General features: G+C 69.1%; 23 protein-coding genes. 14 read left to right on the top strand and 9 right to left on the bottom strand.

Annotated elements, in window-relative coordinates:
* Positions 1 to 3: 3 nt before the first annotated feature.
* Positions 4 to 630 carry a TetR/AcrR family transcriptional regulator C-terminal domain-containing protein gene (locus IM25_RS19535; RefSeq protein ID WP_006554093.1) on the bottom strand — a complete coding sequence of 209 codons (627 nt, stop codon included), beginning with the start codon at positions 628 to 630 and terminating at the stop codon, positions 4 to 6.
* A gap of 160 nt (positions 631 to 790) precedes the next feature.
* Here IM25_RS19535 and bioB point away from each other — a divergent pair, with 160 nt between their 5' ends.
* The 3 genes from bioB (at position 791) to IM25_RS19520 (ending at position 2,627) form a co-directional block, all read left to right on the top strand.
* Complete coding sequence (gene bioB, locus IM25_RS19530) at positions 791 to 1,804, top strand: biotin synthase BioB (RefSeq protein ID WP_019289721.1); 1,014 nt, start codon at positions 791 to 793, stop codon at positions 1,802 to 1,804.
* Complete coding sequence (bsaP, locus tag IM25_RS19525) at positions 1,804 to 2,004, top strand: biotin synthase auxiliary protein BsaP (protein WP_006554091.1); 201 nt, start codon at positions 1,804 to 1,806, stop codon at positions 2,002 to 2,004. The genes bioB and bsaP overlap by 1 nt, the downstream gene beginning before the upstream one ends.
* An 83-nt stretch (positions 2,005 to 2,087) precedes the next feature.
* Positions 2,088 to 2,627, top strand: coding sequence for a GNAT family N-acetyltransferase (locus IM25_RS19520; protein WP_231911915.1), 540 nt, complete (start codon positions 2,088 to 2,090; stop codon positions 2,625 to 2,627).
* A 61-nt stretch (positions 2,628 to 2,688) separates the two neighbouring features.
* On the opposite strand, the gene IM25_RS19515 is transcribed toward IM25_RS19520, so the two are convergent.
* The 3 genes from IM25_RS19515 to IM25_RS19505 are packed head-to-tail and all read right to left on the bottom strand — an operon-like array spanning position 2,689 to position 4,863.
* Positions 2,689 to 3,255: a DUF488 domain-containing protein gene (locus IM25_RS19515; protein WP_006554089.1), complete on the bottom strand. Its 567-nt coding sequence runs from the start codon at positions 3,253 to 3,255 to the stop codon at positions 2,689 to 2,691.
* A gap of 15 nt (positions 3,256 to 3,270) precedes the next feature.
* Complete coding sequence (locus tag IM25_RS19510) at positions 3,271 to 3,918, bottom strand: maleylpyruvate isomerase family mycothiol-dependent enzyme (protein ID WP_006554088.1); 648 nt, start codon at positions 3,916 to 3,918, stop codon at positions 3,271 to 3,273.
* A gap of 45 nt (positions 3,919 to 3,963) precedes the next feature.
* Complete coding sequence (locus IM25_RS19505; RefSeq protein WP_033097691.1) at positions 3,964 to 4,863, bottom strand: SDR family NAD(P)-dependent oxidoreductase; 900 nt, start codon at positions 4,861 to 4,863, stop codon at positions 3,964 to 3,966.
* Between the two features lie 111 nt (positions 4,864 to 4,974).
* Here IM25_RS19505 and IM25_RS19500 point away from each other — a divergent pair, with 111 nt between their 5' ends.
* Both IM25_RS19500 and IM25_RS26530 read left to right on the top strand, forming a co-directional pair.
* On the top strand, positions 4,975 to 5,604 hold the full coding sequence (locus IM25_RS19500) for a TetR/AcrR family transcriptional regulator (RefSeq protein ID WP_033097631.1): 630 nt from the start codon (positions 4,975 to 4,977) through the stop codon (positions 5,602 to 5,604).
* A 62-nt stretch (positions 5,605 to 5,666) separates the two neighbouring features.
* Positions 5,667 to 5,807 (top strand): hypothetical protein, encoded by a 141-nt coding sequence (locus IM25_RS26530; protein ID WP_197481773.1) that lies wholly within the window; start codon positions 5,667 to 5,669, stop codon positions 5,805 to 5,807.
* Between the two features lie 15 nt (positions 5,808 to 5,822).
* Here IM25_RS26530 and IM25_RS19495 read toward each other — a convergent pair whose 3' ends face one another.
* Positions 5,823 to 6,533, bottom strand: coding sequence for an NUDIX hydrolase (locus IM25_RS19495; RefSeq protein WP_065996276.1), 711 nt, complete (start codon positions 6,531 to 6,533; stop codon positions 5,823 to 5,825).
* Between the two features lie 82 nt (positions 6,534 to 6,615).
* On the opposite strand from IM25_RS19495, the gene nadA reads away from it, so the two are divergent.
* The 4 genes from nadA (at position 6,616) to IM25_RS19475 (ending at position 11,725) form a co-directional block, all read left to right on the top strand.
* The gene (gene nadA / locus IM25_RS19490) at positions 6,616 to 7,647 is read left to right on the top strand and encodes a quinolinate synthase NadA (protein WP_019289717.1); all 1,032 of its coding nucleotides are present in this window, start codon (positions 6,616 to 6,618) and stop codon (positions 7,645 to 7,647) included.
* Positions 7,644 to 9,215 (top strand): L-aspartate oxidase, encoded by a 1,572-nt coding sequence (locus IM25_RS19485; protein ID WP_033097633.1) that lies wholly within the window; start codon positions 7,644 to 7,646, stop codon positions 9,213 to 9,215. The genes nadA and IM25_RS19485 overlap by 4 nt, the downstream gene beginning before the upstream one ends.
* 1 nt (position 9,216) lies before the next feature.
* A complete protein-coding gene (gene nadC, locus IM25_RS19480; RefSeq protein ID WP_033097634.1) occupies positions 9,217 to 10,083 on the top strand; it encodes a carboxylating nicotinate-nucleotide diphosphorylase in 867 nt (288 codons plus the stop codon).
* A 199-nt stretch (positions 10,084 to 10,282) separates the two neighbouring features.
* Positions 10,283 to 11,725, top strand: coding sequence for a WS/DGAT/MGAT family O-acyltransferase (locus IM25_RS19475; protein WP_033097635.1), 1,443 nt, complete (start codon positions 10,283 to 10,285; stop codon positions 11,723 to 11,725).
* A gap of 52 nt (positions 11,726 to 11,777) precedes the next feature.
* Here IM25_RS19475 and IM25_RS19470 read toward each other — a convergent pair whose 3' ends face one another.
* The 4 genes from IM25_RS19470 to IM25_RS19455 all read right to left on the bottom strand — a co-directional run bounded on the left by IM25_RS19470 (position 11,778) and on the right by IM25_RS19455 (position 15,745).
* Entirely contained in the window at positions 11,778 to 12,896 is a 1,119-nt protein-coding gene (locus IM25_RS19470) for an alpha/beta fold hydrolase (RefSeq protein ID WP_033097636.1), read from the bottom strand.
* Positions 12,897 to 12,960: 64 nt separating this feature from the next.
* A complete protein-coding gene (locus IM25_RS19465) occupies positions 12,961 to 13,386 on the bottom strand; it encodes a hypothetical protein (protein ID WP_059380999.1) in 426 nt (141 codons plus the stop codon).
* 109 nt (positions 13,387 to 13,495) lie between these two features.
* Positions 13,496 to 15,250 carry a PHA/PHB synthase family protein gene (locus IM25_RS19460; protein ID WP_230826261.1) on the bottom strand — a complete coding sequence of 585 codons (1,755 nt, stop codon included), beginning with the start codon at positions 15,248 to 15,250 and terminating at the stop codon, positions 13,496 to 13,498.
* Positions 15,251 to 15,361: 111 nt separating this feature from the next.
* Positions 15,362 to 15,745, bottom strand: a complete 384-nt coding sequence (locus IM25_RS19455; RefSeq protein WP_006554077.1) for a helix-turn-helix domain-containing protein — start codon at positions 15,743 to 15,745, stop codon at positions 15,362 to 15,364.
* A 121-nt stretch (positions 15,746 to 15,866) separates the two neighbouring features.
* Between IM25_RS19455 and hisD the strand changes: the two genes are divergently transcribed.
* The 5 genes from hisD to IM25_RS19435 are packed head-to-tail and all read left to right on the top strand — an operon-like array spanning position 15,867 to position 20,242.
* Positions 15,867 to 17,189, top strand: coding sequence for a histidinol dehydrogenase (hisD, locus tag IM25_RS19450; RefSeq protein ID WP_006554076.1), 1,323 nt, complete (start codon positions 15,867 to 15,869; stop codon positions 17,187 to 17,189).
* The gene (locus tag IM25_RS19445; RefSeq protein WP_033097638.1) at positions 17,186 to 18,313 is read left to right on the top strand and encodes a histidinol-phosphate transaminase; all 1,128 of its coding nucleotides are present in this window, start codon (positions 17,186 to 17,188) and stop codon (positions 18,311 to 18,313) included. Before hisD ends, IM25_RS19445 begins: the two co-directional genes overlap by 4 nt.
* Entirely contained in the window at positions 18,310 to 18,924 is a 615-nt protein-coding gene (hisB, locus tag IM25_RS19440; protein WP_006554074.1) for an imidazoleglycerol-phosphate dehydratase HisB, read from the top strand. The genes IM25_RS19445 and hisB overlap by 4 nt, the downstream gene beginning before the upstream one ends.
* Before the next feature lie 3 nt (positions 18,925 to 18,927).
* Complete coding sequence (locus tag IM25_RS26525) at positions 18,928 to 19,083, top strand: hypothetical protein (RefSeq protein ID WP_169823833.1); 156 nt, start codon at positions 18,928 to 18,930, stop codon at positions 19,081 to 19,083.
* Between the two features lies 1 nt (position 19,084).
* Positions 19,085 to 20,242 (top strand): MFS transporter, encoded by a 1,158-nt coding sequence (locus IM25_RS19435; protein ID WP_033097639.1) that lies wholly within the window; start codon positions 19,085 to 19,087, stop codon positions 20,240 to 20,242.
* Positions 20,243 to 20,244 lie beyond the last annotated feature (2 nt).

Below are 20,244 nucleotides of genomic sequence, written 5' to 3'. Positions count from 1 at the left end.
GGATCAGGATGTCGCACGGGTCTCCAGACGTGCGCGGATGCCGTCGACGAACAACCGCAGACCGAATTCGAACCGGACGGCGGGGTCGCCGTCGAGCAGGTCGTCGTCGGCCTCGGCCGGCTGTTCGGTCGCGACATCGGGGGAGAGAGGTGCGCGCGTGAGCGCACCGAGTTGCTCGAGTTGCGCGCGGGACTGCTCGTCGACGGTGTGGCCGAGCACGTAGTGCAGCAGCGCGTAGCCGGTCAGTTCGGCGTACGCCCGGGACAGACCCGCGCGTTCGGCGGTGGCCACGAAGGCGTCGCGGGCCCGGGAAGTGGTCAGCCGGGAGGCGTAGCTCGAGGCGACGAGTTCGGCGCCGTCGCGATGGGCGAGCAGCGCGGCGCGGAAACGGTGCGCCAGCTCGGAGAGGGCGTCGTCCCAGGCATCGCTCGCGGGCGGCTCGTCGACACCATCGAGGATGCGGTCCGCCATGGCGCCGAGCAGGGTCTGCTTGTTCGGGAAGTGCCAGTACAACGCGCCGGGCTGGACGCCGAGCGACGACGCGAGCTTGCGCATCGTCAGGTCGCCGAGTCCGTACTCGTCGAGGATCGCCATGGCGCCGTCGAGGACGTCGCCGCGTCGCAACTGCACTGCTCTTCTGCTCCCGCTTCTCCTGCTGCCCGCGGCGGTACAGCGCCACCGGGGATCCGACCGAAGGATTCGTGCCTTTGACACTATCGGACGCTTCGCCCTAACCTGAACGCTGTTCAATTGAACGATGTTCAAGTTCTCGCCACCCCAGGAGACGGCAGTGACCCAGGCGCCCGCCCGCACCGACATCCTCGACATCGCTCGCGACCAGGTGCTCCGTCGCGGCATCGGTTTCGACCGCGACCAGACCCTCGAGGTCCTGCAGCTGCCGGACGATCGCATCGACGACCTGCTGGCGGTCGCCCACGACGTGCGCATGGCGTGGTGCGGACCGGAGGTGGAGGTCGAGGGGATCATCAGCCTCAAGACCGGTGGCTGCCCCGAGGACTGCCATTTCTGCTCGCAGTCCGGCCTGTTCGCCTCCCCGGTGCGGGCCGCCCGGCTCGACATCCCGTCGCTCGTCGAGGCCGCGAAGCAGACCGCCAAGACCGGGGCGACCGAGTTCTGCATCGTCGCGGCCGTGCGCGGACCCGACGAACGCCTCCTCGCGCAGGTCGCGGCCGGTATCGAGGCGATCCGCAACGAGGTCGACATCCAGATCGCGTGCTCGCTCGGCATGCTCACCCAGGAACAGGTCGACCGACTCGTCGCGATGGGTGTGCACCGCTACAACCACAACCTCGAGACCGCCCGCTCGCACTTCCCGAATGTCGTCACCACCCACACCTGGGAGGAGCGCTTCGAGACGCTGCGCATGGTCCGCGAGGCGGGTATGGAGGTGTGCTGCGGAGGCATCCTCGGAATGGGTGAAACCGTCGAGCAGCGAGCCGAATTCGCAGCCGACCTCGCGGCGCTCGAACCCGACGAGGTACCGCTGAACTTCCTCAATCCGCGCCCCGGCACCCCTTTCGGGGATCTCGAGGTGCTGCCCGCCACCGAGGCGCTCAAGGCGGTGGCGGCCTTCCGATTGGCGTTGCCGCGCACCATCCTCCGGTTCGCCGGTGGCCGCGAGATCACGCTCGGCGACCTCGGCGCGCAGAAGGGGATCCTCGGCGGGATCAACGCCGTCATCGTCGGCAACTACCTCACCACGCTCGGCCGACCGGCAGAGACCGACCTCGATCTGCTCGGCGAACTCAAGATGCCGATCAAGGCCCTCGGCGAGACGATCTGATGTTCGATCCGTTCACCGGCGAAGCGATCGTCGACGGGACGATCCGAACCCGTTCCACAGCAGTGCAACTCGGGCTCGAACCGCCGCGCTTCTGCGCGCAGTGCGGTCGCCGGATGATCGTCCAGATCGCGCCGGACGGGTGGTGGGCACGGTGCTCGCGCCACGGGACCGTCGACTCGGTGATGAGCGAACAACGCTGACCTACCGTGGCGCGTCTCGGATCGTGCCGGGCCGACTGTGCGACCGATTCGCGAAAGTTACGGCGACCGAACGATGTAGCTTCGTGTGCATACTGAATACTCGACTGCTGCCGTTACGCAACGACCGAGCACAGCTGCGGGCGATGATCGGCGACGACGCGGCCGCCTACGCCGCCGGGACGGCAGATCCACTCGTGCGCCGGTACGCGCACCTGCCCGAACCGGCGTATACGGAAGCGTCCGTCGCAGCGTTGATAGACGGCGAGATTCGGCACGGGCTGGAGCGCGGAGATCTGGCCGTACTGACGATCGCCGATCCGGAGACCGATCGCTTTGCCGGCAGCCTGGTGTTGTTCGACATCGCCGACGAGGAGGCAGAAGTCGGATTCTGGTTGCATCCGCACGGTCGTGGGAAAGGGCTCGCTGCCGATGCACTCGAACTTGCGGCCGAGTTCGCGCGGCGCAGCGGATTACTTCGCCTGACCGCGCGCACCCTCCCCGAGAACGAAGCATCACAGCGCGTGCTCGAGCGGTGTGGTTACATCCGCGGTGACCGAACCCGGACCGTCACTCCGTCGGGGGCGGAAGCCCTCGCCGTGCACTACTCACGGGATCTCGGATGATGCGTGTTGTCGCTGTCTCCCGGGCGGGGCGAGCACGCGGGCCTCTGCGAGGCTCGGAACGCTACGGGAGCTCACGTTCTTCGGCAGGATAGGTCACGATCCCGTCGGAACCCACCGACGGCGTCGCGCCCCACTGTCCCAGTTCGTGCTGTCGCGGCTTCGCGTTGTTGACGAGATGCACGACGGTCCATCCCCGTGCGGCGAGGGTGTTCGCGATCAACAGTCGGTGACAGCGCCACGGCATCGGCTCGCCGCACATGATCGCGACGTGCCGATGCTCGGCCAGTTCGGTAAGGCGCTCCAATCCGGCCTCGAAGTCGTCGGTGAGGGTGTAATCGGCGTAGTTCTTGAAACTCGCGTTCTTCCAGCCCGCGTTGACGGCCGGATCGATGCCCTTCTGCTTCGGCCGCCTGCCGCCGAGTTCGGTGAGGTGCAGATAGCCGATCCCGGCGCTGTCGAGCCAGGAGGGCATCTCGTCGGCGTCGAACTGTGGGCTGCGGCGCGAACCGGGCATCTTCCGTACGTCGACGACGAGTTCGATGTCGGCCGAGGTCAGCGTGTCGAGCAGGACGGACTGCGGACACGTCCAGTGGCCGATGGTCCACAGGACGCGGGTGTCGGCACTCATGCCTCCATCGTGCCATCACGCGTGCGCCAGCCGGCGGCGCAGTTCCCCGGCGCCGTCGCCCTCCAATCGGGACAACCCCGCGCGACGGCCCGAGAGCAGCAGCAGGATCGCGGAGATCGGTCCCCGCACCTCGGGTCCGGAACCGGAGGACCACTCGGCATCGGTTGCGGTGAGACGGAATCCGTCGAGCGGGAGGTCGGCGAAGACACGGGCCTTCCCGGTGCCGCGGGTGGACCACAACCGAGTGGCGCCCGCTGTTGCGGCGTCCGGCGGCATCGGCAGGTCGCGCTGCAGGGGTATCGCGATGTCCTGGCCGTGGACGAGCAGATCGACCATCGTCTCGAGCGGGGTGATGCCCACATTGTGCCGGCGGGAGCCGATCATTCCCCGGAGATCGGCGATCAACTCGGCCGTCGGCTGTCGGGCGCGGTGCCGGGAGGACTCACGGATGATCGTGTTCACGCCACCGGGATGACGCAGCGCCATCCGAACGAGGTCGACCACGGTGAGCTGCTGTAGCGTGAGGTGGGCCGCGACGTCGCGCACGGTCCAGCCCTCGCACAGCGACGGCCGGCTCCACTCGTCGTCGGTCAGTTGCTCCAGCAGATCGGCGGTGCGTACGCGCTGCTCGTCGATCGCGTTCCAGATGTCGTCGACGTTCATGGGATCACCCGACCTGTGCTCCGCCCGACACACGATCCACCCATTCTAGATCGCGGATCGTGCCCCACCCGAGGATTCCGGTGCCGGTACGGCGTCCTCCGCGGCACGGCTCACCGACTCCCACTCGAGCCAGGTGGCAATCTTCTCCCGGGTGGCGGCCACGGCCGCATCCAGGACGGCGCTGCCCAGGACGATGCGTCGCGGCGGTCGGTCGGCATCGACGACCTCGAGCAGTGCCCGCGCGGCCAGGGCGGGGTGGCTGTCGATGCTCGTGGACGCGCTCTGCTTTTCGATCTCGGCTCGCAGCGAGTCGTAGTCCGATCGCGGAGCGCTCACCGTCATGGTGGTATAGAGGTCGGTCCAGTAGCCGCCCGGCTCGACGATCGTGACGTCGATGCCGAAATGCGCGGCCTCGAGAGCCAGGGCTTCACTGAGTCCTTCGAGGGCGAACTTGCTCGCGCTGTACAGCCCTGTGCCGGGCCCGCTCAGTACGCCCCCGATGCTCGAGATCTGCACGAGATGCCCGCGCCCTCGGCTCCGGAAGGCCGCCATGGCGGCCTGGCTGACCCACATCGCTCCGAAGAAGTTCGTCTCGAACTGTGCACGCGCCTGCTCCTCGGTGAACTCCTCGACGAATCCGTAGGCCATGGTGCCCGCGTTGTCGACGACGATGTCGAGGCCTCCGAAATGCTCGCGGGCGGTGTCGAAAGCGGCGAACACCGCCGTGCGGTCGGTGACGTCGGCCGGGAGTCGGAGGAGACGTTCCGGATCCCGGGGGAGATCGGCCGATTCGATCGATCGGGAGACGGCCACGACGTTGTCGCCTCTCGACAGCGCCGCACGGGCGAACTCCCTGCCCAGGCCGCGGCTCGCGCCGGTGATCAACCAGGTGCGGGGACGGACGCCGGGGGTGGTGGGGGACGCGGTCGTCGGTTGGGCCTTCAATGCATATCTCCTGAGTGAGACGAGACGGTCCGTCTCGTTCATTCGAGGATGACCCTCCGAAGGGCGCCTGTCAAGACGCAACGTCTCGTCTCGATGAGATATCGTCGTCCCATGCCCCCACGCCCCGAAACCGGACACTCCCGGCGGAACCCCGCCTCGCGGAAAGCGATCCTCGATGCCGCTTTCGGCCTGGTCGCCGAGGTCGGCTACTCGAAACTCGGTATCGAGGCGATCGCCGCCCGGGCCGGCGTGGGAAAGCAGACGATCTATCGCTGGTGGCCGTCGAAGGGAGCCGTGCTCCTCGACGCGTATCTGGCACACACGCAGGGCGATGCCGGAGACGAGGCCGCGCTGCCCGACACCGGCGACCTCCGCGCGGACCTCGTCGCGGTGCTGCAGGCCACCGTGGCGGAGCTGCGTGATCCGACGTTCGCCGTCCCCCTGCGAGCGTTGACCGTGGCGGTACTCGAAGACCCCGAACTCGCAGCGGAATACGAACACCGCCTCGACGCGCCGATGCGGGAGATGAAGAAGGCCAGGCTCCGGGCCGCGCAGAGTGCGGGGCAACTGCCGGACGACCTCGATCTCGATGTCGCCGTGGACATGTTGTTCGCGCCTGTCGCTCAGAAGTGGTCGACCGCCGGCGAGCCCCCGTCGGACGGCTATGTCCGCACACTGGTCGAGACCGTTCTCTCCGGCCTGACGCGCTCGGCCGAGGGCGACCGGTCCGCCGATCTGTAACGTACGACTCCTCTTGTCCGACACACACGTCGGAATCACATGACGATCAGGGGAGGGGCAGCATGGGTTCGGTCGATGTTCTGGAATGGATCCGCGAAGGTTATCTGGCGGGCGACCCGCTGCGCTCGGCGCTGTTCGTCGGGTCGGCCTTCCTGGCGATGCCGCTGCAGTTGCTCGAGGTCATCATGGGACGGCCTTTCTGATCTCCTCCGGGAGGTTCACACCGGCGGTCGCAGGGCGGCGAATTCGTCCGTCACGCGCAGCCTGGAATCGGTGAAGCGGTAGAGCGCCGGGGGGCGACCTCCCGCTTTGCCGGACGGTGCGGTGTTGCCGGTGCGGGTGAGCACGTTCCGGCGCGCCAGCACCCGTTGGAGATTGGTGGCATCCACCTCGTAACCCAATGCAGCGCAATAGATGTCGCGCAGCGTGGACATCGAGAACTCCGCCGGTGCGAGGCCGAATGCGATGTTCGTGTACGACAGCTTCGCGGCAAGGCGCGCATGGGCGTTCGCCACCATCACCCCGTGGTCGAAGGACATCGCGGGAAGGTCCGAGACCGGATGCCAGGCCGTATCGGACGGCAGCTGGGGATCCGAGGTGAGGGGGATCAGACCGAGATAGGTCGACGCGATCGTGCGCGGTCCCGGCACCCGATCCGGGTCGGAGAAGACCGACAGCTGTTCGAGGTGCGCGACCTTGCGGACGTCGACCTTCTCCGCCAGTTGCCGCCTCGCCGACGTCGTGAGGTCCTCGTCGTTGCGTAGTTGGCCGCCGGGGAGCGACCACGTGCCGACCTGCGGATCGAGGGCCCGCTGCCACAGCAGCACCCCGAGTTCGGGCTCCTCGCGGAGGGCTCCCGAGGCGTCCGGGAAGCGGCGAACCTGGAACACGGCGATGAGCACTTCGTGGCGGGGGTTACCATGTGTCATGTTTTCGATCCTAAGTCGAAAACCTCGAATACGGCAATTCCGGTAGAACCCGCCGGGATGACACCCTCGAAGGAGCTAGGCCATGACCACGACCGAGTGGGCGGGAGCCGCCACCATCGTCGACGGCCCCGGCGGATACACGGGCGTCGAGGCGACGCCGGAGTGGGCCGAGGAGGTCCGCCGGTTGGCCCGTGAGCGCAACGCCACGCTGCTCGCGCACAACTACCAGCTTCCCGCGATCCAGGACGTCGCCGACCACGTCGGCGACTCGCTCGCGCTCTCGCGTATCGCCGCCGAGGCCGAGGAGGACACCATCGTCTTCTGCGGCGTGCACTTCATGGCCGAGACCGCGAAGATCCTCAGCCCGAACAAGACGGTGCTCATCCCCGACGAGCGCGCCGGCTGCTCGCTCGCCGACTCGATCACCGCCGACCAGCTGCGCGAGTGGAAGGCCGACCACCCCGACGCCGTGGTGGTCTCGTACGTCAACACCACCGCCGAGGTCAAAGGCCTGACCGACATCTGCTGCACGTCCTCGAACGCCGTCGACGTCGTCGCGTCCATCGACCCCGACCGCGAGGTGCTGTTCCTGCCCGACCAGTTCCTCGGCGCCCATGTCAAGCGCGTCACCGGTCGCGAGAACATGCACATCTGGGCCGGGGAGTGCCACGTGCACGCCGGCATCAACGGCGACGAGCTCGCCGCGCAGGCCAAGGCGCACCCCGACGCCGACCTGTTCGTCCACCCCGAGTGCGGTTGCGCCACCTCGGCGCTGTATCTCGCCGGGGAGGGCTTCGTGCCCGACGACAAGGTCAGAATCCTGTCCACCGGCGGGATGATCGACGCCGCCCGGGAGACCGGCGCGAAGCAGGTCCTCGTCGCCACCGAGGTCGGCATGCTGCACCAGCTCCGCAAGGCCGCGCCCGGCATCGACTTCCAGGCGGTCAACGACCGGGCGTCGTGCCCCTACATGAAGATGATCACGCCCGCCGCGCTGCTGCGCTGCCTGCAGGAGGGACGCGACGAGGTCCACGTCGCAGCCGACGTCGCCGAGCGGGCCCGCCTGTCGGTGCAGCGCATGATCGCCATCGGCAACCCGGGCAGCGGCGAGTGACCACCGCCATCACGGTCGCGTGGGAGGACCACGCCGACCTGGTGGTCGTCGGGGGTGGCGTCGCCGGTCTCACGGCCGCGCGCGCCGCCTCCCGGCGCGGCGCGCGGGTGCTCACGGTGAGCAAAGGGGGCCCCACCGACACGGCCACCCAGTACGCCCAGGGCGGTATCGCCGTGGTGGCGCCGGTGGGCGACAGCGTCGACGCCCACGTCGCCGACACCCTCGCGGCGGGCGGGGGACTGTGCGACGAGGACGCGGTGCGCTCGATCGTCACCGCCGGCCCCGATGCCGTCACCGCTCTGCGCGATCTCGGCGCGGTGTTCGACACCGCCGGAGACGGCGACATCGCCCGCACCCGCGAGGGTGGGCACAGCACCCGCCGCATCATTCACGCCGGTGGCGACGCGACCGGCGCCGAAGTTCAGCGCGCCCTCGGCGAGGCGGGCTTGCCCGTCCTGTTCGGCGCCGCTGCCGCCCGGGTCCTCACCGACGCGCGGGGTGTCACCGGACTGCTCGTCCTCGACGAGCGCGGGTACGGCGTCGTCCACGCCCCGGCCGTGTTGCTCGCGACCGGTGGCCTCGGGCAGCTGTACGCGTGCAGCACGAATCCGCCCGGCGCCACCGCCGACGGCATCGCGCTGGCCCTGGCCGCCGGCGCCGGTGTCGCCGACCTCGAATTCGTCCAGTTCCACCCGACCGTGCTGTTCGCGGAAGGGGGCACCGGACGTCGGCCGCTCATCAGCGAAGCGGTGCGCGGTGAGGGAGCGCGACTGGTCGACTCCCGCGGCCGATCGATCACCGAGGGTGTGCACCCGCTCGGCGACCTCGCACCCCGCGACGTCGTCTCACGGGCCATCGCCGAGCGTCTCACCGCGCTCGGCGAGGGCCACGTCTACCTCGACGCCCGTCACCTCGACGGCTTCGCCACACGTTTTCCGACCATCACGGCGATGTGCGCCGACGCCGGTCTCGATCCGGCCCGGGATCTGCTGCCGGTCGCTCCCGCCGCCCACTATTCGTGCGGCGGTGTCGTCACCGATGTGCACGGCCGCACCCGCATCCCCGGTCTGTACGCGGCCGGTGAGGTGGCACGCACCGGCCTGCACGGCGCGAACCGGCTCGCCTCCAACAGCCTTCTCGAAGGGCTCGTCCTCGGCGAGCGCGCCGGGGTGGCCGCAGCGATCGAACGGACCGGAACGCGTGTCGAGACCGACGGCATTCCCGTCGTCGCCCCGACCGTCTGCGATCGTGCGGTGCTGCAGCAACTCATGACCCGGCACGCGCTGGTCGTGCGCGACGCCGACGGATTGTCCGCTGCCGCAGTCGAACTCGACGGCGCGAGCGTCGCCACGGCGTGTGCCGACGCGGAGCGGCTCGAGGACGCGGCGCTCACCGTCACCGCGCGGGCCCTGCTGCTCGCGGCGCAGCGCCGCACCGAATCGCGGGGATGCCACACCCGCAGCGATCATCCGGACTCCGACCCGGCGCAGGCTCGCAGCCTCGAACTGCGTATCGACGATGACGGCGAGTTGTCCTTCACCACACCGGAACTGACAGGAGTCAACTGAGATGACCACAGCGCTGCCCGACGGACTCGACCTCGCCGAGACCCGCGAGCTGGTCCGGAAGGCGCTCGACGAGGACCTGCGCTACGGACCGGACGTCACCACCGACGCCACCGTGCCCGCCGACGCTGTCGCCACCGCCTCGGTGGTCGCGCGGCAGGCCGGCACCCTCGCCGGTCTGGACGTCGGTCTGCTCGTCCTCGACGAGGTCATCGGTGCCGATCATTACGGCGTGCTCGATCGCAGGTCCGACGGCGAGCGCGTGCTGCCCGGGGATTCGGTCCTGACCGTCGAGGCGCCGACCCGCGGCCTGCTCACCGCCGAGCGCACGATGCTCAATCTCCTGTGTCACCTGTCGGGCATCGCGACGGCGACCTCGCACTGGGTCGATGCGGTGACGGGCACCGAGGCGAAGATCCGCGACAGCCGCAAGACACTGCCGGGAATGCGCGCGCTGCAGAAGTACGCGGTGCGGAGGGGTGGCGGCGTCAACCACCGCATGGGGCTCGGCGACGAGGCGCTGATCAAGGACAACCATGTCGCGGCGGCCGGTTCGGTGGTCGCGGCGCTGCGAGCCGTCCGCGAGCATGCCCCCGACATCGCGTGCGAGGTGGAGGTCGACACCCTCGAACAGTTCGACGAGGTGCTCGCCGAGAACGTCGAGTTGATCCTGCTCGACAACTTCCCGCTGTGGCAGACGCAGATCGCGGTGCAGCGGCGCAACACCCACGCGCCGCAGACACGACTCGAATCCTCCGGCGGCCTGTCCCTCGACGTCGCCGCGGACTACGCGCGCACGGGCGTCGACTTCCTCGCGGTGGGTGCGCTCACCCACTCTGTGACCGTCCTGGACTTCGGCCTCGACATGTGAGCGTGCAGGTCGCAGGTCGCGGCACGGATGAATCGGATGCGCCACCGGAACATCCGTCGGTGAGACGGTCCCCGCACGTGCGCTTTCTGGGGTAGAACTGACAGCACATCGACGTGCCGGTACCGGTCACGTAGGGGCGGTGCTCCGGTTGTCGCCGGTGCCGGGTGGGGGAGGAAGACAGAACACGATGCGGTTACCGATGTCACCGACCGACTCGATGTTCCTGCTCGGCGAGTCGCGCGACCACCCGATGCATGTCGGCGGTCTCCTGCTGTTCCAGCCGCCGGAGGGCAAGGACGCGAGTGACCTGAAGTCGATGTTCGCCGAGGCGCTCGCCCGGGAGGAACCCGCCGGGCCGCTGTGGCGCAAGCGGCCCACCCGCTCGCTGTTCACCCTCGGGCAATGGGCCTGGGAGGACGATCCGCGTTTCTCGATCGACTACCACGTCCGGTTCAACGCGCTGCCGTCCCCGGGCACGATGGACGATCTGTGGGAACTCGTCTCCCGTCTGCACGCCTCGCTGCTCGACCGCACGCGCCCACTGTGGGAGATGCATCTGATCGAAGGGCTGGCAGACGGTCGCTACGCCCTGTACGTGAAGATCCACCACGCGCTCGCCGACGGGGTGGGGGCCATGCGTCTGATGCGCCGCGCGCTCAGCACCGACCCGGAACGCACCGACATGCCGGCGCCGTGGGCGGTCGACGACGCCCGGTCGCCGAGCCGCTCGGCGATGGGCACCGCGATCGGGTTCCCCGGTGCGGTCGTCCGTGCGGCGACCGGCGTGGTGAACGACGCGGTGAACATGGTGTCCGAGGCGATGGCGCTGGTCCCGGCCCTCGTCGGCACCGTCGACCGGGCACTGCACAATCGCGGGGGTTCGTTGTCGCTGGGCGCTCCGAACACCATCCTCAACCGTCAGATCTCCGGATCGCGCAGGTTCGCGGCCCGGTCGTGGCCGATCGAACGCCTGCGCATGGTGGCCAAGGCGGCCGACGCGACACTCAACGACGTCGTCCTGGAACTGTCGGGTGGGGCTCTACGGGCGTTCCTCACCGAACACGATGCGCTGCCGGACGATTCGCTGGTTGCCATGGTTCCGGTGTCGTTGCGCCAGAGCACGAACTCGTCGGGCAACGAGATCGGCATCCTCATGTGCACGCTCGGCACGCAGTGCGCCGACCCGGTGGAACGGCTTGCGCGCGTGCGGGGGTCGATGATCGAGGGCAAGCATGCGATGAATTCGATGTCGAAGCTCGGTCGTCTCGCGACGAGCGCGGTGGGCGTGGCACCCCTTGCGGTGGGGGTGCTCACCGGTAACCGGGCGCTCCCACGGCCGCCGTTCAACGTGATCGTCTCGAACGTGCCGGGACCCGATTCGCCGCTGTACTGGAACGGTGCGCGCGTCGACGCGTTGTATCCGCTGTCGGTGCCCGTCGACGGACAGGCGCTGAACATCACGTGCACGAGTACCGACGACGAGATCGCCTTCGGGCTGACGGCGTGCGGCCGCACGGTGCCGGACCTTGCCCGGCTGCTCGATCACCTCGACGACGAACTCGGCGCCCTGGAATCCGCTCTCGGAGTCCGGGTGGAGGTCGACGACGAGGGGAGCGGGGAGGGAGACGCCGGGAACGACTGACCGTGCCGTTTCGAGAATCGGCGCGCCGCATCGCCGAACGGCCCGGGATGAGTCAGGACGTCGCCGCCACACGGCGGGCGTGCGGCGTCCACACTTCGGTGAGGGTGCGGCGGCCGATGAACAGCCCGATGTGACCGGCGTCGGCGACGGTGCTGGTGATCCTCTGCGGCGGGGTCGATACGTACTCCGCGAGCGTGGTGACCTGCCGGGGAGTCGCGATCGGGTCGGCGGAGCCGGCGATCAGATGGACCGGGCAGTCGACGGCCGCGAGATCGACGACGCGTCCTTCGGCCTTCAGGCTGCCGGCGACGAGTTCGTTGCCCACGAACAGGTGGCGCATTATCCACGCGCGGAAGGCCGAAGGGATCTCCTGCTTCCACGTGAACCAGTGCCGTTCGGCCTCCCAGCGCGCCACTTCGTCGGGATCGTGGAGCAGGGCGAGCAGCGTCATCGCTCGTTCGATCTCACCGATCGGATCGGTGGTCGGCACTCCGACGGTCCGAGCCGCCCCGTACCAGAAGTCGATCGTTGTGGCCGCGGCACCGTGGGGCGCGCGGGCCAGCACCGACAACGCCGGCTGGTCGACGTGGAAGTCGATGGGTGCTCCCGCCACGGTCAGCGAGTGCACGCGCTCGGGATGCAACGCCGCGTAGACCGTGCCGAGCCACCCGCCCTGACTGTCGCCGATCAGGTTCACCCGGCCACCGAGATGGTCGACGGCCTCGGCGACGACCGCCAGGTGCTCGTCGATCGAGCAGCCGTCCGTCGCGAGGGTCGCGGGCGCCCAGTCGAGACAGTGCAGGCGGGTCAGGCCACCGGCTCGGAGGGCTTCGACCTGACTGCGGTCGGCGGAATGGTCGACGATGCACGAATGGGTGCCCGCCTGCGGCGGCAACAGCAGCGTCGGGATCTCGTCGCGTGCGGGGTCGGAGGTGCTGCAATCACGCAGGCCTCCGAGGGGCCACCGGCGCACGACCGGCCAGTCCGTGGTCCAGCGCGGCGGCGTGGCCGATGTCAGGGCGCGGCTGTACCGGTTCGCGTCGGAGACCAACGTGCACGGTGTGGCGCCGCGTCGTACGAGGCCGGCGAGATAGCCGCTCCAGCCGGCGATCGCCGCGGTCCCGAGACGAAACGGGGCCGCGGCGATCCGGGCGGGTGTCAGGGACAGCATGCACTGCACCGGAGAACGTCCGCTGATGCGGTGTTCGGTATCGACTGCATCGAGGAGTCGACGATTACTTCAGCAGGTCGCGAGCGGTGCTCGTGACGGTGGTGGTGAGCTCGCGAGCGAAGGAGACCTGCGCCTTGGCGAGATCGGCGACCCACTCGACGGGGGTGGCGTCGGCGACCTTCTCCTGCAGATCCAGGAGGCTCGAGACGGCCTTCTCGTAGGTGTCGACGCCGAGGTTTCCGCTCTGCTTCGCGGCGTCGACGAACTTCGCGTTGAACTCCTGGAAGCGCTCGGTGGCCTCGTCGACGGTCTTGGTGAACTCGGTCGCGGCCTTGTCGGCAACCGCAGCGGCCGTCGAGGTGAGCTTCTCGGCCGACTGCTGGGCCGTTGCGGTGGCCTCGGCGGCGGCCTTCGTGGCGGCTTCCGTCGCCTTGGCAGCGGCATCGGTGGCCTTGGCGTTGGCGGCGGTGGTCTTGGTCGGTGCGGTCATGATGTGTACCTTCCGTGGGCGCTCGTGACAGGAGCGGGGCTTCCCCTGTGGGGGTGCGCTCGGATCAGCGCTGTTAGCAGGTTAGCAATATGATAGCTAACGCGCAACGTCACTCGAAGACATAGGTTCCCGGGGCATCGCACCGCGGCGGATGCTGCGCGCTGCCCATCGCCGGGGGAGCGACCAGCTCACCGGCGCGCTTCGTCGACCATGCGGTCCAGTCCTCCCACCACGACCCGGCGGTGCGAGTGGCCTTTTCCGACCACGCCTTCGGGTCCTCGGGTAGCGTCGGCAGCTTCTCGCCGTCGGGCGCGCCGACGGCCTCGAACCAGGCCTTCGGGTTGGGGGGATTGACCGCGCCGGCCACATGGCCGCCGCTGGTCAGGACGTACCGGACCGACCCGCCGAGCAGGCCCGTGGCCTTATACGATGACGTCCACGGCACGATGTGGTCGTTGATCGCGCCCACCACATAGGTGTCGCACGTGATGTCCGACAGGTCGAGGACCTCGCCGTCGAGCTCGTACACGCCGCGCGCGAGCTCGTTGCGGCCGTACAGCGACCGCAGGTAGTGCGAGTGCATCTTCGCCGGCATGCGGGTGCTGTCCTCGTTCCACGCGAGGATGTCGAAGGCGGCGGGCTTCTCGCCCTTCATCCACCGCGACACCCAGTAGTTGAAGATCAGATCGCGCGCGCGGATCATGTCGAAGCTGCCGGCCATCTCGTTGCCGGAGAGGAAGCCCTGCTTGCTCATCCGGAACTCGACGCGGTCGAGTGTGGCCGGGTCGGTCAGCAGTGCCAGCTCGCCGACCTCGCTGTAGTCCAGGAGTGTGTTGAGCATCGTGAACGCGCTGATCCGCTTGTCGCCCAGCCTGCCCATGCGGGCCGCGGCCATCGCCGCCATCGCGCCGCCCAGGCAGATCGACAGCACCTCGATACGCGAGGATCCGGTGATCTCCTCGACGGCGTCGAGAGCCGCGGCGACACCCTGCCGGTAGTAGTCGTCCATCGTGATCTCGTGCATCGACTCGTCCGGGTTGCGGTACGAGATCGCGAACACGGTGCGGTTGTGCTGCACGGCCCACTCGATGAGGCTGCGCTGCGGCGCGAGATCGAGGATGTAGTACTTGTTGATCCACGGTGGCGCCGCCAGGATCGGGATCTCGTGCACCTCACCGGTCTGGGGGGCGTACTGGATGACCTCGATGAGGTCGTTGCGGAAGACGACCTTGCCGGGGGTCGCGGCCATGTTCTCGCCGAGGGTGAACGCCTCGCGGTCGACCTTGAGCGGCAGGCCCTTCCGGTGCACGACATCCTCGATGGCGTACTTCGCGCCGCGGAACAGGCTTGCGCCACCGGTGTCGAGCGCGCGCACGAGCACACCCGGGTTGATGAGGAAGTTCGAGGGGGCGAGTGCGTCGAACATCAAGTTCGCGAACTGGCGGGCCTTGCCGTCCTGCACGGGATCGCCCGAGCCGGCGTCGGCGAGATCCTCGACGTACTCGCGGGTGGCGAGATAGCTCTGCAGCAGCGAGAAGTAGGCCGGGTTCTCCTTCCAGGCGGCATCGGAGAACCGGCGGTCCTTCGAATCCAGCGGCATCGGGGGCTGCGGATCGGCGGCGTTCCACACGCGTGTCGCCGCTGCCGGGATGTTCGCCAGGCGGGTGGCGTACTCCGTGGTCGCGCCGGCCACGGCCCGCGGATTCTTCACTGCACGGCCGGCGACGGATGCGACGGCCGGTCCCCACCCGATCGGGTCGAGGGAGGAGGTGAGCTTCTTCTGCAGATGGTTGAGCACCGAGCAACTCCAGAACTGGGTGAATGGTCCGGAGCCGATGGTGACGTCGCCGAGAAAGGTGCGCATCTTACCCCCAGGTACGTGCTACCTGCATGTTCGTCGATGAGGCGACGAAATCGGGCTGACCTCGGACGCTAGGTGGCGCACGAACGCACTCGGTACCGATTGTGAGAATGCTCACTTCTCGTCGGGTTCGCGTCCTCCACCACGCCGACGGCGCGCGACGGTGACCTCGCGGAACGCCTCGTACATCTCCTCGAGCGAACGCCGTTGGGGATTGGTCAGGTCGGGATCCTCGCGGATCGCCCGCAGGACCGCGGACTCCGCTCCGTCGTCGGCCTGCGCGTGGGTCGCGAGGGTGTCCGCTGACAGGTGCAACTGTTCGGCGATCGCTTGCAGCACACGCTCGCTCGGCGCCCGCAGGTTCCGCTCGATCTGCGACAGGTACGGATTCGAAATGCCCACCATCGCCGCGAGTTGACGCATGGGCAGTTCTGCGAGCTCACGCTGGCGGCGGATCAATTCGCCCAACGTGCTCGGGCGCGACTCGTCCTCGTCCATGCCGTCAGCATAAGCACGGTGATCCGTGTCGAGAGCATCCTCACGCGGGCGCGACTTCGAACGTCACCACTCGATGCGAGATAGTAGAAGGTGACCCCTGTTCGACGAGAGAGGACACCTCATGCTTGCCCGCACCGACCTGCGCGGTCGTACTCCCACCACTGCGGAGCTCAGGGGCGCACTGCCCCGCGGCGGAGTGGATGTGGACGCGGTGCTCCATCAGGTCCGTCCCGTCGTCGACGACATACGCGATCGCGGCGCCGAGGCCGCGCTCGACTACTGCGAGAAGTTCGACGGGGTCCGCCCCGCCTCGGTACGTGTTCCCGCCGCGGAACTCGGCCGCGCGCTGGCCGAACTCGCCCCCGCCGTCCGTGCCGCTCTCGAGGAGGCCATCGCGCGCACGCGCGTCGTGCACGCGGCCCAGCGCCGCACCGACGTCACCACCGAGGTCGTCCCCGGCGGTACCGTCACCGAACGCTGGGTGCCGGTCGAACGCGTCGGCCTCTACGTGCCGGGTGGCAACGCGGTCTACCCGTCGTCGGTCGTGATGAACGTCGTGCCGGCGCAGGCCGCCGGCGTCGAATCGCTCGTCATCGCCTCGCCGCCGCAGAAGAACTTCGGCGGACTGCCGCACCCGACGATCCTCGCCGCCGCGGCCCTGCTCGGCGTCGAGGAGGTGTGGGCCGTCGGCGGCGCACAGGGTGTCGCACTACTGTCCTACGGCGGCACCGACACCGACGGCGCCGAACTCGCCCCGGTCGACATGATCACCGGCCCCGGCAACATCTACGTCACCGCCGCCAAGCGGCTGTGCCGCGCGGTCGTCGGCATCGACGCCGAGGCCGGTCCCACCGAGATCGCGATCCTCGCCGACCACACCGCCGACGCGGTGCACGTCGCCGCCGACCTGATCAGTCAGGCCGAGCACGACGTCATGGCCGCCTCGGTGCTCGTCACCACCAGCACCGACCTCGCCGACGCCGTCGATACCGCGCTCGCCGCGCAGCTCGAGCTCACCGAGCACCGCGAGCGCGTCACCACCGCGCTGTCCGGCAGCCAGTCCGGCATCGTCCTCGTCGACGACATCGAGCAGGGCCTGAAGGTCGTCAACGCCTACGCCGCCGAGCACCTCGAGATCCAGACCGAGAACGCCTCCGAGGTCGCCGCGCGTGTCCGGTCGGCGGGCGCGATCTTCGTCGGGCCGTGGGCGCCGGTCTCCCTCGGCGACTACTGCGCCGGATCGAACCACGTGCTGCCCACCGCCGGCTGCGCCCGGCACTCGTCGGGCCTGAGCGTGCAGACCTTCCTGCGCGGCATCCACGTCGTCGAGTACACCGAGGCGGCCCTGAAGGACGTCTCCGGTCACGTCATCACCCTCGCGAACGCCGAGGACCTGCCCGCCCACGGTGAAGCCGTCCGTCTGCGATTCGAGGCGCTGAAGTGACCCAGATCCCCGGCTCCCGCATCACCCTCGCCGACCTGCCGTTGCGCGAGAATCTGCGCGGCAAGTCGCCCTACGGTGCACCGCAGCTGACGGTGCCCGTCCAGCTCAACACCAACGAGAACCCGCACCCGCCCACGCAGGCGCTCGTCGACGACGTCGCCGAGGCCGTGCGTGAGGCGGCGACGCAGCTGCACCGCTATCCCGACCGCGACGCGGTCTCGCTGCGCACCGACCTCGCCGCTTATCTGACGAAGGCGTCCGGTGTTCCCCTCGGCGTCGAGAACGTCTGGGCCGCGAACGGTTCCAACGAGATCCTGCAGCAGCTCCTGCAGGCCTTCGGTGGCCCCGGGCGCACGTCGATGGGCTTCGTGCCGTCGTACTCGATGCACCCGATCATCGCCGACGGCACCCAGACCGAGTGGCTGTCCACCTACCGGCGCGACGACTTCACCCTCGACGTCGAGGCGTCCGCCGCGGCCGTGCGGGAGCGGCGGCCCGACGTCGTCTTCGTCACCAGCCCCAACAACCCGACGGGACACAGCATCCCGCTCGACCAGTTGCGGGTGATCCTCGACGCCGCCCCCGGCATCGTGATCGTCGACGAGGCGTACGTCGAGTTCTCCTCGCAGCCGAGCGCTCTGTCGCTGATCGACGAGTACCCGACGAAGATCGTCGTCTCGCGGACGATGAGCAAGGCGTTCGCCTTCGCCGGCGGACGGCTCGGTTATCTCGCCGCCGCCCCCGCGGTGATCGAGGCGCTGCTGCTCGTGCGCCTGCCCTACCACCTGTCGGTCGTCACCCAGGCCGCCGCGCGTGCGGCCCTGCGGCACGCCGACGAAACTCTCGCGTCGGTTGCGGAACTGGCCGCCCAGCGCGACCGCGTCGCCGCCGAACTCGCCCGGTTCGGCTACGACGTGATTCCCTCCGACGCCAACTTCATCCTCTTCGGCCACTTCGCGGACGCCCCTGCCACCTGGCAGCGGTATCTCGACGAGGGTGTGCTCATCCGCGACGTCGGGATCCCCGGCTACCTGCGCACCACGATCGGCCTGACCCACGAGAACGACGAGTTGCTGCGAGTGAGCGAGAAGCTCGCGGCCACGGAAATCGAGGAAACCCGATGAGCGACCGCATCGCGCGCGTCGAACGCACCACCAAGGAATCGAGCATCACCGTCGAGATCGACCTCGACGGCACCGGTCGCACCGAGATCTCCACGGGGATCCCGTTCTACGACCACATGCTCACCGCGCTCGGCCAGCACGGTTCGTTCGACCTCACCGTGCAGGCGCAGGGCGACATCGAGATCGAGGCCCACCACACCGTCGAGGACACCGCCATCGTCCTCGGCCAGGCCTTCGGTCAGGCCCTCGGCGACAAGCGTGGCATCCGGCGCTTCGGCGACTGCTTCATCCCGATGGACGAGACCCTCGCACACGCGTCGGTCGACGTCTCCGGCCGTCCCTACTGCGTGTTCACCGGTGAGCCCGACTACATGGTGCACTCGGTGATCGGGGGATATCCGGGCGTGCCCTACTCGACGGTGATCAACCGGCACGTGTTCGAGTCGTTCGCCTTCCACGCCCGCATCGCACTGCACGTGCGGGTGCTCTACGGCCGCGACCCGCACCACATCACCGAGGCCGAGTTCAAAGCGGTCGCCCGCGCGCTGCGTGAGGCCGTCGAACCCGACCCGCGGGTGACCGGCATCCCGTCGACGAAGGGCAGTCTCTGACATATGGATGTCGTCCTCACCTACCTGTGCTTCATCGTGGCCGGATTCGCCGCGGGCGGAACGTGGTCGATGTGGAAGGCGCGCAACACGTTGTTCGCGGGTGTGCTGCTGGCTCTGACCGTGCTGGCAGTCGCCGCGGGCGTCTTCCGGCTGCTCTGACGTGGCGGAACAACAAGGACTGTTCACCGTTCGTGGTCTGATCCCGGCGTGGTCGACGTCCGCGGCGGCCTTCGGCGGCTTCTCGTTGCTGCTGCCGGTCGTGCCATGGGCGATCGCCGAGGCCGGCGGCAGCGACACGCTCGCCGGGTCGGTGACGGCGGTGTTCATGTTCACCACCGTCCTCACCCAGCTCGCGATGCCGCGACTGCTGCGCGCGTTCGGTCACCGCGCGACGCTCGCGGCCGGCTGCCTGTTCCTCGGGCCGCCGTCGCTGCTGTTCCTCGTATCGATGGCTCCGGCGGCGGTGCTCGGCATCTCCGCGCTGCGCGGTATCGGTTTCGGCATGATCACCGTGGCGGCGGCCGCCCTCGTCGGCGAACTCGCGCCGCCGCGATTGCTCGGCCGGGCCACCGGCATGCTCGGCATCGCCATCGCCGCGTCCCAGACGATCGGCCTGCCCGCCGGCCTGGCGATCGCCGAGCGGTTCTCCACCACGCCGGTGTTCGTGCTCGGCGCGATCATCTCGTCCGCCGGTCTGCTCGCCGCGATCCGTCTGCCGCGGCTGACCGCGAAACAATCCCGGACGGCGCGACGGGTGCCTCCGGTCGTGCTGTTGTTCCCGCTGGTCGCGGTGGGCGCGGGTGCGATCGCCTACGGCGGTCTCACCTCGCTGTTGCGCATCGCGGTCGCCGGTCTGCCCGTCGCGGCGGCATTGGCCGTGCTCAGCGCGTCCTCGCTGATCGGGCGGTACGCGGCCGGTTCCGTCGCGGACCGGATCGGCGCCGGCAAATTGCTGCCGGTCGGTCTCGGGCTCGCGGGCCTGGCGATGATTCCCTTCGCGCTCGTCGCCGACGACCGAGGGGGAGCGGTGCTGCTGATCGTCGCCGCGATCGCCTTCGGCTTCGGCTTCGGTGTCGTGCAGAACGAGGCGCTGCTCGTCGCGTTCCGTCGCGCCGGCGCGGGCAACACCGGGTCGGCGAGCGCCGCCTGGAACATCGGCTTCGACGCCGGCACCGGCGCCGGTTCGTTCGCCCTCGGCGCGGTGGCCGCCGCGGCCGGATACCCGGCGGCCTTCGCCGCCGCCGCGGTCCTGGTCCCGGCGCTGCCGTTGCTGGCCCGACTGGCCGGGCCGTCGGAACGTCCCCGTCCCACCACATAGAA

Origin of the sequence: Rhodococcus sp. p52, from assembly GCF_000763325.2 — a bacterium.
GTDB classification, from domain to species: Bacteria; Actinomycetota; Actinomycetes; order Mycobacteriales; family Mycobacteriaceae; genus Rhodococcus; species Rhodococcus pyridinivorans.
The sequence above is the reverse complement of the archived record's forward strand: the minus strand, read 5'-3'. Positions and strand labels throughout refer to the sequence as shown.